Genomic DNA, 18,782 nt, shown 5'->3' on the forward strand with positions numbered 1-18,782 from the left:
CATGGAATTTAATAACCTTCATCAGGTACTGCGCTCTTTGTATGATGAGATGCTCCCGCTGTCCGCCGATATGGCGGCAGTGGCTAAAGGGGTGGCTGGTCTTGGAGCCTTGTTTTATGTGGCATTAAAAGTTTGGCAGGCACTCAGCCGTGCAGAGCCTATTGATGTTTACCCGCTGCTCCGCCCATTTGCTTTAGGGCTTTGTATCATGTTTTTTCCGACCGTTGTACTGGGAACCATCAATGCGGTCTTAAGTCCCGTGGTTACAGGTACCCACTCCATCCTCGAAGACCAAGTGCTTGACCTGAACGAGCTGCAGGCAAAAAAAGACCAGCTCGACCGCGAAGCAATGCTCCGCAACCCAGAAACTGCCTATTTGGTGTCAAACGAAGAATTTGACAAAAAACTTGATGAATTAGGCTGGTCACCCGCCGATGTCGGGACAATGGCAGGACTGTATATGGACAGAGAGGCTTATAGGATAGAGAAAGCAATAAAGGAATGGTTTCGCAATCTGCTGGAAATACTTTTTCAGGCAGCAGCACTCGTGATCGACACCATTCGAACTTTTTTTCTTATTGTCCTATCCATACTCGGACCAATAGCATTTGCCATATCGGTATGGGATGGGTTTCAATCGACACTCACGCAGTGGCTCAGCCGATATATCAGCGTTTATTTATGGCTTCCGGTAGCAGACCTGTTCAGTTCGATGCTTGCCAAGATACAATCGCTGATTGTTGAAAGGGATATTGAAATGCTTGCCGATCCGACTTTCATTCCCGATACCTCAAACAGTATTTATATCATCTTTATGATTATCGGTATTGTGGGCTACTTCACTATTCCGACGGTGACGGGCTGGATCATCCAAGCCGGCGGTGCTGGAAACTTTACCCGTAATGTCAACCAAACGGCTATGAAATCGGGAAATATTGCCGGAGCCGGAGCGGGTTCGGCAGTTGGAAATATCGGCGGCAGGCTGATAAGCAAATAAAACAACTAATTATTCAAGAAAATGGAATTTAAAACGCTAAGAAATATCGAAAACAGTTTCAGGCAGATACGCCTGTATGCTATTGTGTTTGCAGTGCTCTGCACAGGTGTTGCAGGATATGCGGTATGGAAGTCCTACAGTTTTGCCGAGCAGCAGAGACAGAAAATTTATGTACTGGACAATGGGAAATCACTTATGCTGGCACTCGCTCAGGATGCCTCAATCAACCGTCCCGTCGAAGCACGGGAACACGTAAGGCGGTTCCATGAACTCTTCTTTACACTTGCTCCGGATAAAAACGCGATTGAAAGCAATATGAAAAGGGCCTTTAATCTTGCCGATAAAAGTGCCTTTGACTATTACAAAGACCTTTCCGAGAAAGGATATTACAACCGTATTATATCGGGCAATGTGCAGCAGCGCATCGAAATAGACAGTGTGTCCTGCAGCTTTGAGACCTATCCCTATTCAGTACATACCTATGCCAAACAGTTCATTATCCGTTCAAGCAACGTGACAAAACGTAACCTGGTTACGTCCTGTTTTCTGGTAAACTCCGTCCGTTCGGACAATAACCCTCAAGGCTTCAATATCGAAAAGTTCGCCGTGAGGGAGAACAGGGATATTGAGGTCGTTAAACGCTAAATTAAAAAGATATGAAACAGGTAATTGATTTAGAAACATTCTCAAAAAGCCTTTCGGATAAAGGCTATAATGGCTATTTCCATACGCAGTCTGCACATCCCGGCAGGTTAAAAGAAAGTATCAGTGACTATCTGGAAAGCTGCCAAAAAGGAAAGGAAGTTTTTTCTAACAGCGAGTTTACGGTCACCGGCTATCTTAAATGGACAGGTGATGAACACCCGAGAATTGAATGCCGTATGCGGGTGAAACATGAAAACGGAAATTTCGAGCTTCAAAAAATGGAAATAACCCAAAAAGACCAGTTCGGCCAGCTGTTAAAGCAATCGAAATTAGAAAATCTTTCAGTAGATACTATGCCAAAAGCAAGTGAAGCAATTGCTATGGTTAGTGATGTGATTGAGCAGGAGACTGTGCCAGCCCGCAGGCATTTCAAGCTATAGCTAGAAAACAATACGATTATGAAAAATCTAAGAACCAATATGAGCGAGTGGTTTGACAGGCTGGATCAGCGCTGGCAGGCACTGCCAGTAGAAAAACAACACAGCTGTACACTATACTTTTTTGCAGGATATGTACTGATTACTGCAGGGGTTATTTTTAAAACAGTACTCGATACCGCGGGATCCGATAATGATATGGAGATCAGGCATATTGAAAACCCTGCCCTGAAAAAGAAAGAAAGTCCTCCGACTTTAGGGGACAGTTTGATAACAATTCTAAAAAATAAAAATTATGAAGGAAAATGAAAAAAAGGTCAGCCTTCTTATTGAAGAAGGCGGCCAGAACAACACATCCAATCTTGCTGATGATCAAAAAAGCAAGCAGGAACGGCTTAAAAAACCACTGGTATTCGTTTTAATGGGCATCGTATTTTTAGGCTGTATGTACCTGATATTTAAACCGTCTTCCTCGAAAAAAGAAATCGAAAACATCGGACTGAACGATGCCGTACCGCAGGCAAGTGATGCAATAATGCAGGCAGACAAGCAAAAGGCCTACGAACAGGAGATGCTGGAAGAGAAAGACCAGGAAAAACAGAGTGCCCTTACCACGCTGTCAGACTATTGGAACCAGGACAATTCAGCCGATAACCCAACAGCGGCAGCAGCTGATGAGCAAGACCCGGACAATGGTACTGTCGGCGGTACTGGAAAACCCGGCAACCCGGCACTCAACAGCTATCGCAACGCACAAAGTACGCTAAGTTCTTTTTATCAGGACGATAACAGCGAAACACAGGAACTCCGCAGGAAGCTCGATGAGCTAAAGGAAAAGCTGGCTGAAAAGGAAGTGCCTGCCAGTGTAACGACAGCTGACCAACTGGCACTCATGGAGAAATCCTATCAGATGGCTGCCAAGTACCTTCCCTCAGGAACCGTTACCAATCAGGTCCCAAACAGCAATAGTATAAGTATTGTTACTCCTGCGGCAATACAGGAAGGAAATTTTGTACCAGTGATCAAAGCAACAAAAAATACAGTATCATCGCTGTACCGCGAACCCAGCGATAGTACTTTTTGGGCAGAATGGAGCGGCGCCAGAAACCGCAGTTTTTATACGGCTGGTTCGTCCAGACAAGAGGTACAGCCAAAGAACAGCATCAAAGCCTGTGTGCAGCAAACGCAGACCATTATCAGTGAAAGCCTGGTACAGCTGCGTTTATTGGAACCTGCCCAGACTTCTGGCCGTATCATTCCCAAAGGTACCATCTTAACGGCTGCGGCTAAGATTCAGACAGGGCGTTTACAGCTAAAAGTTACTTCTATAGAAATCGACGGTACTATCATCCCTGTCGAAATCACAATCTATGACCTTGATGGACAGCAGGGTTTGTCTGTTCCTTATTCAGCGGAAATGAATGCCCTTAGCGAAATGACCGGCAATATGAGCCAGCAATCAGGAACAAGCCTGATGCTGACCCAATCGGCAGGACAGCAGATAGCTGCAGAGATGAGCAAAGGAGTGGTTCAGGGGATTTCCGGTTACTTCTCCAAAAAAGTAAGGACACCGAAAGTTACCCTAAAATCTGGGCATCAGGTTTTTCTTGTTTCAAAAAATAAAAAATAATAGTAAACTTAAAATCAATAACATAATGAAAAATCATTTAAAAACCTTTTGGGCTTTTGCCTTAATGATCGGCTCTATTGTGTCCTCTATGGCACAGGATGCTGTACAATCGCCACTTACTATGGGCGCTATACAGCCCTATCAGATGGAAGTAACTTATGATAAGACTTCCCATCTGATTTTCCCCACTGCCATCCGTTATGTGGATCTCGGAAGTGAATACCTGATTGCCGCAAAGGCTGAAGATGCAGAAAATGTGCTTCGTGTAAAAGCATCGGTAAGGGAGTTTGAAGCTGAAACCAATTTTTCGGTGATTACCGATGACGGCCGCTTTTACAGTTTCAACGTGTATTATAATCCTTCTCCGGAGACATTGGGCTACAGCCTTATCACCATGCAAAAGACAATGGATAAATCTGCCGCAAACGATGTGCTTTTTGAAGAGCTGGGCAATAATTCGCCGTCTCTGGCAGGACTGGTGCTGGAAACCATCTATAAAAAAGACAAACGTTTTGTAAAGCATATCGGGGCGAAAAGTTTTGGCATTCAGTTTATCCTGAAAGGAATTTACATCCATAATGGTAAATACTATTTCCATACCCAGCTGGCAAACCGCACCAATGTTCCCTTTCAGATTGATTTTATCAATTTCAAAGTGGTGGATAAGAAAATAGCCAAACGCACCGTGATACAGGAAAGATCACTGATACCGCTTCGAACCTATAAGCCGCTGGATGAGATCGGCGCAAAAGCAAGCGAACAAAACGTGTTTTTGTTAGACCAATTTACCATGGCTGATGATAAAGTACTGCTGGTAGATATTTTCGAGAAAAACGGAGGCAGACACCAAACGCTTGCGGTAGAAAATTCGGATCTGATAAAAGCGCGACTCATTAATGATATGCACCTGAAATTTTAGTAATCCATTAAACGACAAAATAAAATGAAAAAATATATCTATACCGTGATGCTTGTTTTGATGGGCATCACAATAGCACAGGCACAACGCATGCTGGCAAAACAAAAAGGACTGGAAGTAAATGCAGGTGTATTATCCAATGATAAAATTGGCAATGATTATTACCTCAATATCGGTATGACCGTTAACGGAAAAAACGGCAATTACCTGCTTTGGGCATTGGAATACACGCACCAATACCACGATTATAAAAACCTCCGTATTCCGCAGGAAACCTATACCGCCGAGGGCGGGTACAGTTTTTTCCTATTGGGAGATGGACGTAAGAACATTACCCTCAATGCCGCAATAACCGGCGTAGCCGGTTACGAAAGCATCAATCGGGGTGAAACTATATTGTATGACGGAGCGAAAATACTAAGCGGGGATAATTTTATCTTCGGAGCTGGGGGGCGTTTGACTATTGAAACCTACCTGTCAGACCGATTTGTGTTAGTGCTGCAGGGACGTGCAAAGGCTTTATGGGGTACGGATCTAAAGCAGTTCCGGCCATCTGCAGGTGTGGGATTAAGGTTTAATTTTTAAAACAAAAAACGATGACAACATCTTTTAATAAGTTCAGAATAAAATTACTGCCGTTATTGCTGGCAGTGCTGATAAGCTCTGTTACGCTCTTGTCCTGTAATAAGGACGAACTGGAAATACAGAATGATTTCCCTTTTGAGGTAAAAGTAATGCCCGTACCTAAAGACATTTCGAGTGGTGATACCGTGGAAATAAGGTTAACCATACAGCCGGCGGGTAATTACACGGGCACGCAGTATTTCATCCGCTACTTTCAATTTGACGGGCAGGGAACCTTGCAGTATTACAATGAACCGCCTTACCAGCCCAATGATCTGTATCCGATATCAGCGGAGCAATTCCGGTTGTATTACACTTCAAATTCCACTGTTTCCCAGTCTTTCGAAGTATGGATTTCGGATAATTTCGGGAATGAAAAACAGTTGAGTTTTCAGTTTAATAATACTGATTAGGCTAATTGCTTACACGGCTTATCTTTTGGATAAGCCGTGCTGCTTTACAGGATATTTGTAAAAGAATAATTTTAGAAGTTCTTAAATATTTTTTAATTTTATATCAGGAAACTATTAAAAATAAAGTGTATGACTTCATCATTGGTAATAGGAATACTATTTTTGGTTTTGGGCTTGGGATTACGCTACTGGATTAACCGGCGAAAATTTTACAGGCGTGGTCCTATGGGAGCTGAGGGTTTCTCATCTTATGAAAAATCGGTTGCTATTAAGTTTATTGAACTAGTAGGAAAATGGATCGCTTATGCGATGATTATTTTTGGACTACTATCATTGTGGGTTTATTCACGTGAGAAAAAAGAAAAGGAAAAGCAGGTAACAAAAATAGAAAAAACTGTTCCATACTGATACTTATTCTTATTGTATAGAAACTGATACAGTGCAAAAGTTGATGCGAGGTCTAATGTTCAATTAACCAAACCAGCCACATTTTGTCAAACTGCTTCATGCTGTGCACTTCTTTACTTATTATATTATACTATATTATAGTGTTTAGATAAATCACACTATAAACAACTAAAAATAGCTTCAACCTTAGCAACGTACTTCTCTGCTGTAGGCTTATCAATAATATCACTGGTACAAACACTATTACTATAAGTGTGTCCTGCACAATTTCTCAAATCTAATATGTTTCGACAGGTGTTAAATAATCCTTCTGCTGTATTATAATCTGCAAAAATAATTTTCAAATAATTTGAAAATTCGACCATTAAAGGAACAGAATTGTAATTGTAAGTAGAATTTTTTGTCGGGGAGATATAGTAAAATAATTCAAAGATTTGAGTTAAGTTTCCAAATGCCCATTTATTAGCATTTTGCACGTAATTAAATAGATTAAATAGGTTTACTTTTTGATTTGTGTTTATCTCATAATTAGAATTACTATTATCAAGTGCTAATCCTAAATCAGTAAATACACTTCTAATTTCATTCGCATAGTCTGTGCACCATGTATTTATATCAGCAGTACTTTTAATGCCTTTAAAATCATTGACCCATTTTATCATCTCAAATTCAACTGCTCGGCCATACTGTATGATAACAGGTGCAAAATCTGCATTGTTGTCTAAATTCTTTAATAGAAATTTACCTGTTGATAAATATTTAAGTGTTTTTGAACTGTTAATTTTATTTTCATTTATAATCGTTTTAATTTCTGCTAAATATTTTAAATAATTAGTTTTATCTGTATAATTATCAATGTTATCTTCTTGCTCTTTTATGATTGCTTGAAGTTTTAATTCTTTTTCATCTTTCTCTCTTTTAATTCCATCAAGTTCCTCTTCTAATTCATTTTTTCCCGTAGTTGCAGTTGACAGTTTTTGATTGAGTTCCTCTATTTTGACATCATATTCTTCAAGCGTTTCAGTAGAATTTTTAAGTTTTTCTTTTATTGTTTCATAATCTTTTACAAAACTATTTCTTTCAATATTCAATAAACTTAGTTTCAAATTAGTCTGTTCGTCAAAAAATCCTTTTCCAAAATATTTTTCATAATCAATACTACCATCTTTACCTATTTTTACTTGATTAATGTAGTTATCTTTGAGTCCTTCTGTGACATCATTAGGATGATTGAAATAATACATCTTAACATCATTTGAAGAAACTATTTTTCGACCTATATATTCTTGAAATTTATAAATTAGATACTCACTATGAGTCTCTATAAGAAACTGAATATTGAATCTCGAAGCAGCATCAATAAATAACTCCGCCATTTTTGACTGTAAGGAAGGATGCAGGTTAGCTTCTGGTTCTTCTATTAACAAAGTGGAAGGACTAAAATATACTGCCTGGCTTTGATAATCCCCTTCATTATAATCATATTCATGAACCCTCTTTTGTTCTTGGGCAATAATGGCTATTTTCATAATGATTGGGAGTAACTGAGATATTCCATATCCTAAATCGATCAGAGGTGTTTTTGTTCCATCAAAATTAACTAGGAAAATTTTAGTTAACCCAATGGTTTCGTCTCTAAAAAATGAAAGCTCTTTTCCAATTTTAAAGCCTTTTTGTTTCTTTTTTCCATTTTGGTCAAATTCGTTAATCTCTCCTTTTCCAATCCAAAAGTTTACAAAATTTTTGATTTGAGGTTGACTATCTAAATGTATAGCGGAAAAATCTCTTACAATATGAATCTCTTCACCATTCTGTTCGTCAATAAACCATTCCCTGTTTCTGCCTCTTGAAGTGGGCAGAAAATAAACTTTTTTTAAACTGTCGATTTTTTTCTGAATAGCATCTGAAAAATCTTTTTCTATTGCTGCTAATAGGCTAGTAAAAACTTCGCTAGTAGGTGTTGTTTGAAACGGTGAGGAGTTATAACGAGCAAGTAAATCTTCTTCCTCTCCGGTTTTTTCTTTTTTCTCAGAGTTCTCTTTTTCTTGTTCAGCATTTACAATCTCTCTTTCCATTCCATTTAAGATATTGGAAAAACTATGTTTGAAACATTCGTGAACTTTGGATTGACTATTATTCTTCCCTTTAAGAAGATCAATAATAATTTTTTTTTCTATTTCTAAAAAATTTAACTTTTCTTCTTCTGTTAATTCTGAATAATCAGAGAATAAACTTTTCCCTTGGATAATTTTTTTTGTGAAACCTTCATAACCATCCTTTTTCTTTTTAAAGAAAGGTAAGTCTAAAACGACACCCCCGAATTTTTCAATTCTATTAAATAGATCAACAGTAAAATATTCTTCAGTTTGTTTATTGGGTTCTAATTCTGTTTTTATTTCTACGAAAGGTGTATCTATGATAAATTGAATAATTTTTTTTAAATCAAGACTTGTTATCATTTCCCATTCAGGAGATTCATCATAATACTCTCTGTAAGCGATTATATTCGACCAATGTAGATATTCCCCATTCTTTATAATCGCAATATTTTTAAAGTTGTGATAAATTTTAGTTTCATTGTTTTGTATAGATCGGTTGAGTTCATATCTAATCTCTAGAATCGCATTTATATCTCGACTGTTTCCAAATTTTATTGGAAAAGCAAATACTAAATCTTCATCTTCTTCAAAAATAGGTCGAGCACCTGAGTATTCATCATATTTTTCATGAAAATCTGAAATTCGCGAATACATAGTTTGATCTTTTGGAATTCCTGAGTTTTTAAAAACCGCCATTGTAGCTCGATTAAAGATTCGGTCAAGATTTCCAAGTTCATGTTTCATAGTCTTAAAATCTAAGGTTTCTGAATCAATTCCATCTTTAAAATTATGAACCAAAAATTGTATTGCTTTGAAAACAGAGCTTTTCCCCGCATTATTTGTACCTGTGATTAATGTAATAGGTGCAAATTCAAGATTTTCTTTATTATTGAAAGTCCTAAAATTTTGTAAACCTAATCCCTCTAAGTTTGGCATTATTATAGATTGTTATTTTTATGTGATATCCTTTATTGGCTTTGTCTTGAGTTACGACTTATCTCGAATATGTGCAATTCGCATTTTAATATTATTATACATTTTATTCGCAAAGTAAATTTACTAAATTAATTTTATCTACAGCAGACTGTAAGCCAAATCCATTAGAAACCAAGCAGCGTTCTTTTGCTCTTTTCTTCGGTCGCTTATGTGGAAAGAAAAGAAGCCCAAAATGTGGTTGAGGGATGTGTATCCCTGCCAAAAACGTCACAACCGCTTTGGTAAAATGTAAGGGAAAGGAATTTGGGAAGGGACATTTTTCCAATGTGGTTGTTCCGATTTTATGCAAAAAGACTGTCTCGACCATCGGAAGGGTCTGTCTTTTTGCCGCCGAAAATTGGTTTTCAGCCAACTTTTATCGGATGGGTTCGGAAATCCTTCAGATTGTGAAAAAATCCCCTGTATCGGGTCATTCCGTTGCGGAACAATCCCCAAAGCAATGAGCATCCCATCTGGGTCAAAGAAGAATTGATAAACAAATCCTGTTTGTCCAACGCTTCTGCTAAACTGCAACTTGGAGTGTCGTCCTGCTGTTCGGACTCTTTGAGCAGTTCTGCAAATTCATCTGTGACCATTGGCAGGCTTGCCACCGTTTGGTATTTCTCTGAACTAGGCTGTTTTATCTCTGTGATAGTAGATAGCAGGACTTGCCCTGTGTGCTGGCTGTTGCCAAAGTCCAGCCAATATTTTGGCTCGTCTTGGTAGTTTCTGCGGTTGCTTGCTTCTTTTAGGATTTCAGCCACTCCAAACCTTGCCTGTACGCTGTCCACACAAGTAATATAAAGTGTAGCCATTGCAAATTGGGGCAACCTGCCGAAATTGTCCTTTTCAAATTTTACCGTTTCCGCTTTCCAATTAGTACCTGAAAAGCGGTTGACACGATTGATTAAAGCAACGGATTTGTACAATCCTATTTCGCACTCTGCAAAACGCTGTCTGCCTAGATTGGCATTCGTTATTACATCATCATCCCAAAGTCGAACGGATAATCCTGCGTGTCCGAGTTCAATTAAACTGTGGTTCATTTCCATCAGGGCAGTCAAGACTTTTGAGCCTGTGCCACCTGCACCGATTAAATTTACGGCAATCGGATTGGCGGAATTAATCAGATAGTTGTCCGTAAAATGGACTTTTATTTTTTCAGTGTTCATCTGATTAGGTTTTTAAGTGTTTTGTTATTTGGTTTTAATACTTCTTTCGGAAAGGTTTTATCTGTGCCAATTAGGTTTTTCCATAGGGTTGCACAATTTCCTTTTATTGGATTGTAGTTTCCCAATAAATGACTGAAATAACTGTTGAAAAAGTAATGTTCCCAAGCAGTGGTAAATTCCTCTACCGAAACTGAATTTTTGATATCTATACTTACCGTTCCCATACATACGTTTCCGTTTTCATAGACATTGAAAAAAGGGGCATAATATAATGGTGTTTTCTCTGTGGGTCTTCTCTCGCTTGCAAGGGCAAATACGCAGAGGCTGTTTTTATTTGCATACCAAACCATTGGCGGAACATAAGACATTCCGCTCGAAATGTCCAAACCATTCACAAAAAACAATTGTCGCTCCTGTGCTTTGGTGTACCAAAGCACTGTCCCTTTTTCACTCGGGTTGATGTGCAGAATGTTGGTCGGCAAAATTCCCTTTGGCTTTAAAAAGGCTTTGCTTTTTTCTTCATGGGTCTGCAATGACTTTGCCAATACGCTGGCTTCCTTTACGGTCAAAGGATGGGCATTGATGGGATTTCCGTTTTTGTCCATATCAAAATGCTCCACATACATATTGGTGTCAGTTCCTTTGGTTTCATAAAAAACCAAAGCGGATTTCGGGTGGTACAATGTCCCGAAATTCTCGGTGATGTCGTTTAAATTGTTCATTTATATTCCGTTTTATATTCATATAACAACCCGCATAAATCGTTCAACAAGGGAAACAGGCGGTTCTCAAAATCAAGGCTTCCCGCTGTTATTGCACTTGCGTCAAAGTGCTTGCAGATGGTGGGTTCTTCCATTTCCCCGTACTCGTTAAATTCATTGTTGATGCTGTCCGAAAGGCTTTCGTATAGCCAGCCTTTGGTATAAGCTATAAAGGAAATGTACTTTTCCATCCCGATGGTTTCATTGTCACCCTCATCATTATAAGGGTCTTGTTCCGAAATAGGTGCATTTCTAAAAATGCCTGCTGTGGGATATTCCGTAAAAAGTGCAAAGGCATTGCAAGCTACCTGCCAACACTCTCGGTCAAAGGCATCAAGGCTTTTGAAGCTGTTTAAACGCTGTTCAAATACCTGCAAATTGATACGGTTGAATAGTTTTTGCTCTATCAAATCGCCAATCTGTTCAGCTTGCCTAAGTTCGCTTTTATAGCCCTCGGTTTCGTCCGTTTCATCGTCCTGTTCCACCCAATCGTTCATCATTTCATACATCCAGTAGAGGTACGTGTTTTCCTGTCTGTAATACGGAATGTCGGCAATATGGTACAGATAACTGCAAACCGACAGAAGTAACTGTGCGGTCTTTTTCCGATTTGGATCGTGGAGCATTTTAAAGAGCGGAACTATGGGGATATAATACAACGTAGTTCCTGTATTGTATCGCTCCTCGCTTACCAAAAAGGTTTTGTTACTGTCCTGTACCAATCGCAAACTATCCCAATTGGTATGGGTGCGTTTTAATTTAGTTTCTATATCCCGCATCGCCAAAGCGATATTGTAGGGATAGCCGTAAAGCTGTGTCTGCATCAATTCAATGCTGTAATGCTCGGCAAGTTGGGAAAGGGACTTATAAAAATCCCTTTCCAGTTTTGCTGTTTCCTTACAAGCTTGTACGAATGGTGCCGTTTTCAGTTTGGGCAGAAAGCTGCACTTTAGAATACCATTGGTAGCATGGCTGTCGGTACAGATTTCTGTTTGTCTTTGCCCACCTCGTTTGCATCTTTGGGTCTCTGCATCCAATTGGCGAACTCGCCCAATTGTCGGTGCAACTGCTGTTGCCGTTTGGGTTCGGGCAGGGTAATAACTCCCGATATGATGTTGCGCTTCATAATTCATCGTTTTTACTGTTTTGGTTTAACCTTTCGTACCCATTACACTTTCAAATTTGTACTCAACTGCATCGTCCCTGATTTGTGGAGCAGATACTTTTGCAGTGGTCAGTATTGGGTACGTATTGGCATAAAAATTCATTACGGCTTCCACGCTCCAACGTGGTTCGGGGTCGGTAAGTCTGATGTCCTGTCCTTTATCCTTGAGTATAAACACTCGTTCCAATTGCGTTGCTAATAACATAGTTTCTGATTTTGGGGTTAATATTCCTGCTCGTCTTTGTTTTCCAACTCCATTTCCTGTTCTGCATCGTTTATTGCATAATCGGGATAAAGTCCCTCTTTGGATGGTTCGGGTTTTGCTTCTTCCATTGCTCCGAAAAGGCTCGGTGTCGCAAACTTGTCGGACAATGCTGTTTTACGTCTGCGTATCTCGTCTGCTTTTTCAGGAAAAGCTGTTATTTCGGGCACTTTCATCCATGCTTCACGGAATCTGCCTTCTTTTTCGAGTTCGTCCGCTTTTACCATTGCATCATTAAACTTCTTGTCTTTGGCTTCCTGCTCTTTCTTCTGCTTGTCGGCTTTTTCCTTTTCCATTGCCGATTGCTTTTTGGCTTCTTCCAACTGCTTCATAAAGTCTTCCATATTGACCATTAAGCCCGAAGCAGTCTGTATGGGCGTAGTTATGGTCTGAAAAAAACCGTTATCAAGTTCCTCGGCTGTTCCCCGAAGATTAAGGGGCGGTATGATGTTCTTTGCAGTATCCCCGCACCCATCGTTTTGGAGCATTATCGATATTATAAGGTTGTTATCTGCTCCCTTTGCTATTGTCAGTTGCAGGTTACCTGTAAAATTCAACTGTGCTATCTGATTGAAAAAATTAGTTATCGTTGCCATAATTTAATTTTAATTTTTTAATGATTAATTCTATGATACTTTGTTCATCATGCCCTAACGCCCAAAGGCGTTTGATGAATTGCTCCATCTGCTGTTTGTATTCCTGTTCTCCCTGCTCTCCTCTAAGGAGTAGCAGATGGGTATTCCAATCCCTTACGGCTTCCCCGATTATATTGGAAAGCTTTTGGGCATATTGTCTTTCCTCTGCTTGATTTTCTTTTGAAAGACCAAGTTTTATGTAACTGCCCAAAACATACCAATACACTCTGGCATCTTTACCATATTTACGGTGGTTCTCTACAAATTCATTATAGAGATATTCCGCAAATTCAAAATTGTCTCCGTCTTGCTGTACCATGATTTTTATTTTTAGGTCATTCAAGTTAATTAAGGCTCATTATTTTCTCTTACCATCCCTGTATAGCTTTATAAGGGTGCTTTTTCTGACGTATAAACTCCATTATTGTAGTAGCCCAAAAGCTGTTCCCAAACTCGTATTAAGCTATCGGTATCTACATAGAAATTTCCTGTTCGGTTACAATGGATGATATATAAAGTCTTGTCTTTGTATTTCTTGTCAAGACTTTTCGCCTTAGCGTTGCTTTTCGCTCCTTCTAATGATTTGAATTTCTTCATAATTTGAATTTAAAGGCTACCACCGATTAAGGCGGTAGCCGTGGGTTATTTAATTAAAATGCAGGATTTCTGCGCCATCTGTTACAAATGAGGTACACAGTTCAAAAGCCTTTTGGGACTTTAGCTGTGCCGTACCACCTAATACAATACTCTGCAACTTTGCTTCGTCATTTTTGTAACTACGTACATTTTGATAGTAGCCAGTAACTGCATTGTATGCCCCGAACAAAGTGCCTTTTGTGGTGTCCATCTGCTGGGTTTCGCTTATCATCGCATAGGAAAAAGCATCATCAACGGTGTTTTTGAACACGGTTGAAATTTCATCTTCCGCACCTTTTTTAATTAAGTCAAGGGTTTCCTTGTTCGGGCAGAGTGCCAATTGGATTAGCTTTCTTACTTCTTGGTCAGTTACCTTAACTTTTGCCCACTTATTGAATATGCCCTCCAATTGACTGCTGAGTGTGTTGGCGAGTCCCATAATCTTGTGTGCGTTCTCAATACGCTGTTTTGCCCCTGAAGTGTGTTTGATACGCACTACATTGGTCATCGAACGTAATGAAGCATTAAGGGTATTTTGACATACAATCCGGATAGGTGTAAATGCGGCTGTAATGCTTCCACTGCCATCATGCGAAGTGGTCAGGAAAATGTAACGCTCGGTTACATCATCACCATTGCCCACACGGATATAATCAGGCAGTTTGGCTGTGATAAATATGCGTTCTCCCTGTCCCAATGCTCCTGCGGTTTCGTAGAGAATTCCATCGCCACCCCCTACAATGGCATCAAAAAAGTTGAAGGCTTCACGGTTTTGTACAATGTGGTAGTCTTTGCCTACCACGCCCAATACTGCATTGTTATCGGTGCGGATGTTGGCGAAATAATTAGGTACTTCCAATTCGTTACTGCCTATTTCAATGCCGTTAGCCGTTTCAATAATGCCCGAACCTTTGGTAAAGAGCGGGGATTTTGCGACTTGGTAATCCAATCCTGCATGCTTTATAGCTTCTTCACTGGTTGGGTACTCTGAAACGATTTGCCCTAAACCGTGCCACGCTTTCTGTTGAACACTAAAGAATGAATAACGTCCTGTTTTCTCGTTGAAATTGATATTATGTGCCATGATAAAATGATTTAAAAATTTGATAATTATTTGAATACTTCTTGATTAAAATGGGAGATCGTTTTCAGGCTTCTCATTGCTTGTTCCTTTGTTAGCCTGTGCCGTTTCCGATTTTTTACCGCCCGCATGCAGTTTGATTTGGGAGGTATTGAAATTCAGTCCTGCGCGGGCTTCCCCGTCACTGCCTGTCCATGCCCTTGCGCTTACCGTGCCTGTGAGTTCCACAAGAGAACCCTTGGTAAGTATTTTGGCAACCTTGGAGCTAATCCAATAAGCGCAGTCGAAGTACGTTGTCTGCTCTATGCGCTCGCCCGCTTTATTTTTGTAGCTCTCGTTGATAGCTACTGAAAAGTTTACTACTGTTTTGCTGTTCGACACATTGCGTACCTGCGCATCTGATGTCACCCTTCCAATGATGTTCATAATCGTTTTTTTAGTGTTATACAATCCTGTTACGTTTGTTTTTCTCTTAACCTGCCTGCCTCAAAAAATATTTATCCAAAAGAAAAAACGGAAAAAAAGAAAGCCATAAAAAGGTATGGACAATGCGGAAGGCCAAAAGGAAACGGAATAATTGGAGGGGTACCCTTTAGGGGAGGAGACCGTTTATGCCGTAGTCTTTTGGCGGGGGATTCGGCGGGTGTCCATAATACCTTAGCTGCCTTTTTATCCTTTTTCGTATTGGAAAGTATTCTGGTATCTGGATTCGATGTTTATTCTGCGTATCAATGCAGAACAACAAAAACAGTGTTGGAACTGACTCAGCCAGCCAAATACAGACCTAAGAAAGCTGTTTAGCGAAGAATAATAATCATGGACTTAGGAGAACTATTAGATTATCTGGCTATCATTGAAAATGACAGCAGACTGAATGTCTGGCATTTTGCCCTGTTGAGTGCTATCCTATATCTGGGATACCGTCAGGGACAAAAAAAATCCATAAATGTGAGCAGAAGCAAAATTATGGCCTTAGCGCATATCCATACTTTACCCACATACCACAAGTATTTTAAGCAATTGCAGGAAATGGAATATATCAGTTATCTACCATCTTATCATCCTGGTTACAGAAGTAAAATTGATTTACTGATAAAACTATAAAATTGTGTTCTGAATACAGAGATAGAGGCAACAATTGCTGAATGAGATAAAAAAACAGAAATAAATGGCTACGTAAACTCAAAAAAGTAGTAAAACAAACGAAATATATACCAATGCAATTAAAAAAAACTTTCCGCAAATTAAAAGTGTGTTTAATGATTTGTAAAAATATATTTATAAATTCGTAACACAATTTTTTCATACATTTATCACACATGTAATTAAGTTGGCAGTAATATTACCGCAGAAGAGGAGAATTCAATATGTTTAATAAAATGATAATAGAAGGTTTAAATATATTTATAACTTGGGATCAGTATAAAATTTTATTGAATGATAATGTTCGTGAAAAACTTGACAATTTACAACCAATCGACCCCGATAATGTCAAAAAAGTTTTCAAAGAAAAAAATAAAATTTTATTTGATGCAATAGAAACAAGATATAGAAATAAAGAAAATGCTCTTGAATTTCTAAATAGTTGGATGAAATTTGACATTGAAGGTAAAGAAGCAAAAGAAAATGCTTGGAATTTACTTAACGATTATTGCCGTGAAAAAGATTATACTTATCTAAAAGACAATAGAAGTTTTGACGAACAATTGAGAGCCGATTGTTTGGGAAATTCATATACATATTACCCATTGAGCAAGAAATTTTCATTAATTTACCATATACCTGAAAGAAAAAATTGGTTTGGCAAAATAATACAATTTAGTTCAGAAATAGAAATATTAATCGATACTGATAAAATAACAAGAATTGAAGGAGAATTTAAATTTATATTTAAAATTCACACACTTGAATATGAATATATTTTTGGTCGAGGATTATCTATAATTCCTAATAATAAATAAAAATACTACTGCCAAACATACGTTATTATAAAACAAAAAATGAGCCTAGAATTATTACAAAAAATTTATAAAAATAGATTTGACATGTCGGATTATCTAATTCATTTCACAAGAAAAAACGATGATAGTACCGCATTTCAAAACTTAAAAAAAATCATCAAAAGTGGAAAATTAAAAGCAGGCTGGTCTGTTAGAAACACCAAAAGAACAATTTTCGGAAAATATCCAGCTGTTTGTTTTACGGAAATGCCTTTGTTTAGTTTCTTAACATATGTACAAAATAGAAATGATATTGAAAAAATTGATTTATATGGAATTGCTATTTCTAAAGATTTTATGTTTAAAAAAGGAGCCCGAAATGTAATTTACGGACTAACCCGGGGAAATAATGACGAAACACATTCTGAAAACGGAGAATGGTTTACACCACATCTACCCGAGGAAGAACAATATAGGTATATGTTGACTGATTTTTCAGATAAAAATGATTGGACACATGAAAGAGAATGGAGATGGAGAAATTGTTTTGAATTTTCAAAAGGGGATTATTTCCCAATTTGGAAAAATGATGAAATAATAAGAGTTAGTGACAAAAATTGCGGTGATGCGCGCTTTAATCAAGATAAAAACATTTACATTATCGTCCGTAATTTGCTTGAAGCTGATGAATTAAAAGAAATTTTTAATTCATTAAATTCCGATGAATTTAATCCACGTAACATAGAAAAAACATATGTAATAGTAATAGAAAGTATTAAAAAACCATACAAATATGATTTATTAACTTTTGAGTATTTGATACAAAATAAAATTTGCATACCAATGTACAGCAGCTAACGGCCGTTACAAGGTATTTTATAAGTTAAAGTGGAATTAGTATTTTTTATCACATTTACGTTTAGCCGGAAATACTCAGTTTTATAACTCGCAATATCTTGTAGCACCAAGACGTCAGGCTGTGAAAAAACCTCTGAAAATTTAAGCAGTATTCGGATAGCTACCAAAGAAAAAACTCAAATACGGGTTTCTCAAGAGGGTAATTTTAGTTTTTTCACAGCCTAACGTTGTACCTCATTTTGAAACCAAAAAGACTTGCTCCTTAAATAAAATTTTATATGATTAACACATTAGAATACCAACTCTCGATTAATCGTGAACTTGACACAATAAAAAATCGAGTAAGAAATTTAATTGGAGATGCTCATTGGGGAGAAGACGGAAGATATAAAGAAGAAAAACTTAAATCTATTTTAAGAAGTAGATTGCCGAATAATTTATCTGTTGGGACAGGATTTGTTCTGAATCAAATTTCTCCTACTGAAAATACTGTTTCAAAACAGATCGATATATTAATTTATGACAATACTCAACCTACGATATTTAAAGAAGGAGACTTTGTAATTGTTACACAAAATAGCGTTAAAGCATTAATAGAAGTTAAATCAAAAGTATCGTCAAGTCGAACACATAAGAATGGATTGTATAAAGTTGTTGAAAATTTCAGTTCGATTCTTAGATTTCCAGAATTGTCAAGAACAGATAACAATCGAATATTCAGAGGTCTTATTTCTTTTGATTATCAAGGAGGGATAAAGTCATCCATTATTGATGAATCATTAAGACTTTCAGAAGGAATAATTAATCATTTTTCATTAGGTGGTAACATATTTATACGTCATTGGTTGACAAGTGAAGGGTTGTATCCGCCAATTCAAGCAAATTGCGACTCCAATTTCTATAATGTTTATAAGTTAGACGGATTATCTCATTCGTATTTTATTTCAAATCTTATTCATATGACTACAACTGCAGATTTGAGTGACAGATATTTTATGGACTTTCCCATAGAAGGAACGAAAGAGATCAAAAGAAACAGAACAGTTTGCCTATAAAAACGAGGCGTAATTGGAGTTACGTGATATTTAAGCAAAATGATAGAATTCAAAATTTAATAACCAAAAT

24 protein-coding genes are annotated in these 18,782 nt (G+C 37.9%); 13 read left to right on the forward strand and 11 right to left on the reverse strand.

What is annotated here, in order from left to right:
* Position 1 precedes the first annotated feature (1 nt).
* The 9 genes from traJ to FLACHUCJ7_RS05230 all read left to right on the forward strand — a co-directional run bounded on the left by traJ (position 2) and on the right by FLACHUCJ7_RS05230 (position 6,073).
* The gene (gene traJ / locus FLACHUCJ7_RS05190; protein WP_180908150.1) at positions 2 to 997 is read left to right on the forward strand and encodes a conjugative transposon protein TraJ; all 996 of its coding nucleotides are present in this window, start codon (positions 2 to 4) and stop codon (positions 995 to 997) included.
* 21 nt (positions 998 to 1,018) lie between these two features.
* Positions 1,019 to 1,642 carry a conjugative transposon protein TraK gene (gene traK / locus FLACHUCJ7_RS05195; RefSeq protein ID WP_180908151.1) on the forward strand — a complete coding sequence of 208 codons (624 nt, stop codon included), beginning with the start codon at positions 1,019 to 1,021 and terminating at the stop codon, positions 1,640 to 1,642.
* An 11-nt stretch (positions 1,643 to 1,653) separates the two neighbouring features.
* Positions 1,654 to 2,082, forward strand: coding sequence for a hypothetical protein (locus FLACHUCJ7_RS05200; protein WP_180908152.1), 429 nt, complete (start codon positions 1,654 to 1,656; stop codon positions 2,080 to 2,082).
* Between the two features lie 18 nt (positions 2,083 to 2,100).
* On the forward strand, positions 2,101 to 2,388 hold the full coding sequence (locus FLACHUCJ7_RS05205) for a nitrogen regulatory IIA protein (protein ID WP_180908153.1): 288 nt from the start codon (positions 2,101 to 2,103) through the stop codon (positions 2,386 to 2,388).
* On the forward strand, positions 2,375 to 3,709 hold the full coding sequence (traM, locus tag FLACHUCJ7_RS05210; RefSeq protein WP_180908154.1) for a conjugative transposon protein TraM: 1,335 nt from the start codon (positions 2,375 to 2,377) through the stop codon (positions 3,707 to 3,709). The genes FLACHUCJ7_RS05205 and traM overlap by 14 nt, the downstream gene beginning before the upstream one ends.
* 25 nt (positions 3,710 to 3,734) lie before the next feature.
* Positions 3,735 to 4,628 (forward strand): conjugative transposon protein TraN, encoded by an 894-nt coding sequence (gene traN, locus FLACHUCJ7_RS05215; RefSeq protein WP_180908155.1) that lies wholly within the window; start codon positions 3,735 to 3,737, stop codon positions 4,626 to 4,628.
* Positions 4,629 to 4,652: 24 nt separating this feature from the next.
* Positions 4,653 to 5,213, forward strand: coding sequence for a conjugal transfer protein TraO (locus FLACHUCJ7_RS05220; protein ID WP_180908156.1), 561 nt, complete (start codon positions 4,653 to 4,655; stop codon positions 5,211 to 5,213).
* An 11-nt stretch (positions 5,214 to 5,224) separates the two neighbouring features.
* Positions 5,225 to 5,665, forward strand: coding sequence for a DUF3872 domain-containing protein (locus FLACHUCJ7_RS05225; RefSeq protein ID WP_180908157.1), 441 nt, complete (start codon positions 5,225 to 5,227; stop codon positions 5,663 to 5,665).
* Between the two features lie 129 nt (positions 5,666 to 5,794).
* Positions 5,795 to 6,073 (forward strand): molybdenum ABC transporter permease, encoded by a 279-nt coding sequence (locus tag FLACHUCJ7_RS05230; protein ID WP_180908158.1) that lies wholly within the window; start codon positions 5,795 to 5,797, stop codon positions 6,071 to 6,073.
* 158 nt (positions 6,074 to 6,231) lie between these two features.
* Here the strand turns inward: FLACHUCJ7_RS05230 and FLACHUCJ7_RS05235 are convergent, their stop codons facing one another.
* From FLACHUCJ7_RS05235 to FLACHUCJ7_RS05285, 11 genes are all read right to left on the reverse strand, one after another.
* A complete protein-coding gene (locus FLACHUCJ7_RS05235; protein WP_180908159.1) occupies positions 6,232 to 9,108 on the reverse strand; it encodes a DUF3696 domain-containing protein in 2,877 nt (958 codons plus the stop codon).
* A gap of 103 nt (positions 9,109 to 9,211) precedes the next feature.
* Complete coding sequence (locus tag FLACHUCJ7_RS05240; protein ID WP_180908160.1) at positions 9,212 to 9,520, reverse strand: hypothetical protein; 309 nt, start codon at positions 9,518 to 9,520, stop codon at positions 9,212 to 9,214.
* Positions 9,513 to 10,319: a PRTRC system ThiF family protein gene (locus FLACHUCJ7_RS05245; protein WP_180908161.1), complete on the reverse strand. Its 807-nt coding sequence runs from the start codon at positions 10,317 to 10,319 to the stop codon at positions 9,513 to 9,515. The genes FLACHUCJ7_RS05240 and FLACHUCJ7_RS05245 overlap by 8 nt, the downstream gene beginning before the upstream one ends.
* The gene (locus tag FLACHUCJ7_RS05250; protein WP_180908162.1) at positions 10,316 to 11,041 is read right to left on the reverse strand and encodes a PRTRC system protein B; all 726 of its coding nucleotides are present in this window, start codon (positions 11,039 to 11,041) and stop codon (positions 10,316 to 10,318) included. The genes FLACHUCJ7_RS05245 and FLACHUCJ7_RS05250 overlap by 4 nt, the downstream gene beginning before the upstream one ends.
* Entirely contained in the window at positions 11,038 to 12,213 is a 1,176-nt protein-coding gene (locus tag FLACHUCJ7_RS05255) for a hypothetical protein (protein ID WP_180908163.1), read from the reverse strand. The genes FLACHUCJ7_RS05250 and FLACHUCJ7_RS05255 overlap by 4 nt, the downstream gene beginning before the upstream one ends.
* A gap of 18 nt (positions 12,214 to 12,231) precedes the next feature.
* Positions 12,232 to 12,450, reverse strand: a complete 219-nt coding sequence (locus FLACHUCJ7_RS05260; protein WP_180908164.1) for a PRTRC system protein C — start codon at positions 12,448 to 12,450, stop codon at positions 12,232 to 12,234.
* A 17-nt stretch (positions 12,451 to 12,467) separates the two neighbouring features.
* Positions 12,468 to 13,103: a PRTRC system protein E gene (locus tag FLACHUCJ7_RS05265; protein ID WP_180908165.1), complete on the reverse strand. Its 636-nt coding sequence runs from the start codon at positions 13,101 to 13,103 to the stop codon at positions 12,468 to 12,470.
* A complete protein-coding gene (locus FLACHUCJ7_RS05270; protein WP_180908166.1) occupies positions 13,087 to 13,461 on the reverse strand; it encodes a hypothetical protein in 375 nt (124 codons plus the stop codon). The genes FLACHUCJ7_RS05265 and FLACHUCJ7_RS05270 overlap by 17 nt, the downstream gene beginning before the upstream one ends.
* Positions 13,462 to 13,529: 68 nt before the next feature.
* The gene (locus FLACHUCJ7_RS05275; protein ID WP_180908167.1) at positions 13,530 to 13,739 is read right to left on the reverse strand and encodes a DNA-binding protein; all 210 of its coding nucleotides are present in this window, start codon (positions 13,737 to 13,739) and stop codon (positions 13,530 to 13,532) included.
* Between the two features lie 49 nt (positions 13,740 to 13,788).
* Positions 13,789 to 14,862 carry a DUF932 domain-containing protein gene (locus tag FLACHUCJ7_RS05280; protein ID WP_180908168.1) on the reverse strand — a complete coding sequence of 358 codons (1,074 nt, stop codon included), beginning with the start codon at positions 14,860 to 14,862 and terminating at the stop codon, positions 13,789 to 13,791.
* 45 nt (positions 14,863 to 14,907) lie between these two features.
* Positions 14,908 to 15,285 (reverse strand): single-stranded DNA-binding protein, encoded by a 378-nt coding sequence (locus FLACHUCJ7_RS05285; protein ID WP_180908169.1) that lies wholly within the window; start codon positions 15,283 to 15,285, stop codon positions 14,908 to 14,910.
* A gap of 390 nt (positions 15,286 to 15,675) precedes the next feature.
* Between FLACHUCJ7_RS05285 and FLACHUCJ7_RS05290 the strand changes: the two genes are divergently transcribed.
* From FLACHUCJ7_RS05290 to FLACHUCJ7_RS05305, 4 genes are all read left to right on the forward strand, one after another.
* Positions 15,676 to 15,963: a hypothetical protein gene (locus FLACHUCJ7_RS05290; RefSeq protein ID WP_180908170.1), complete on the forward strand. Its 288-nt coding sequence runs from the start codon at positions 15,676 to 15,678 to the stop codon at positions 15,961 to 15,963.
* Between the two features lie 275 nt (positions 15,964 to 16,238).
* Positions 16,239 to 16,820, forward strand: coding sequence for a hypothetical protein (locus FLACHUCJ7_RS05295; RefSeq protein ID WP_180908171.1), 582 nt, complete (start codon positions 16,239 to 16,241; stop codon positions 16,818 to 16,820).
* Between the two features lie 39 nt (positions 16,821 to 16,859).
* Complete coding sequence (locus FLACHUCJ7_RS05300; protein ID WP_180908172.1) at positions 16,860 to 17,657, forward strand: hypothetical protein; 798 nt, start codon at positions 16,860 to 16,862, stop codon at positions 17,655 to 17,657.
* Between the two features lie 278 nt (positions 17,658 to 17,935).
* The gene (locus tag FLACHUCJ7_RS05305; RefSeq protein ID WP_180908173.1) at positions 17,936 to 18,712 is read left to right on the forward strand and encodes a DUF6602 domain-containing protein; all 777 of its coding nucleotides are present in this window, start codon (positions 17,936 to 17,938) and stop codon (positions 18,710 to 18,712) included.
* The last annotated feature ends 70 nt before the right edge of the window (positions 18,713 to 18,782 follow it).

Source organism: Flavobacterium salmonis (assembly GCF_903819435.1).
In the GTDB taxonomy this organism is placed as follows: domain Bacteria; phylum Bacteroidota; class Bacteroidia; order Flavobacteriales; family Flavobacteriaceae; genus Flavobacterium; species Flavobacterium chungangense.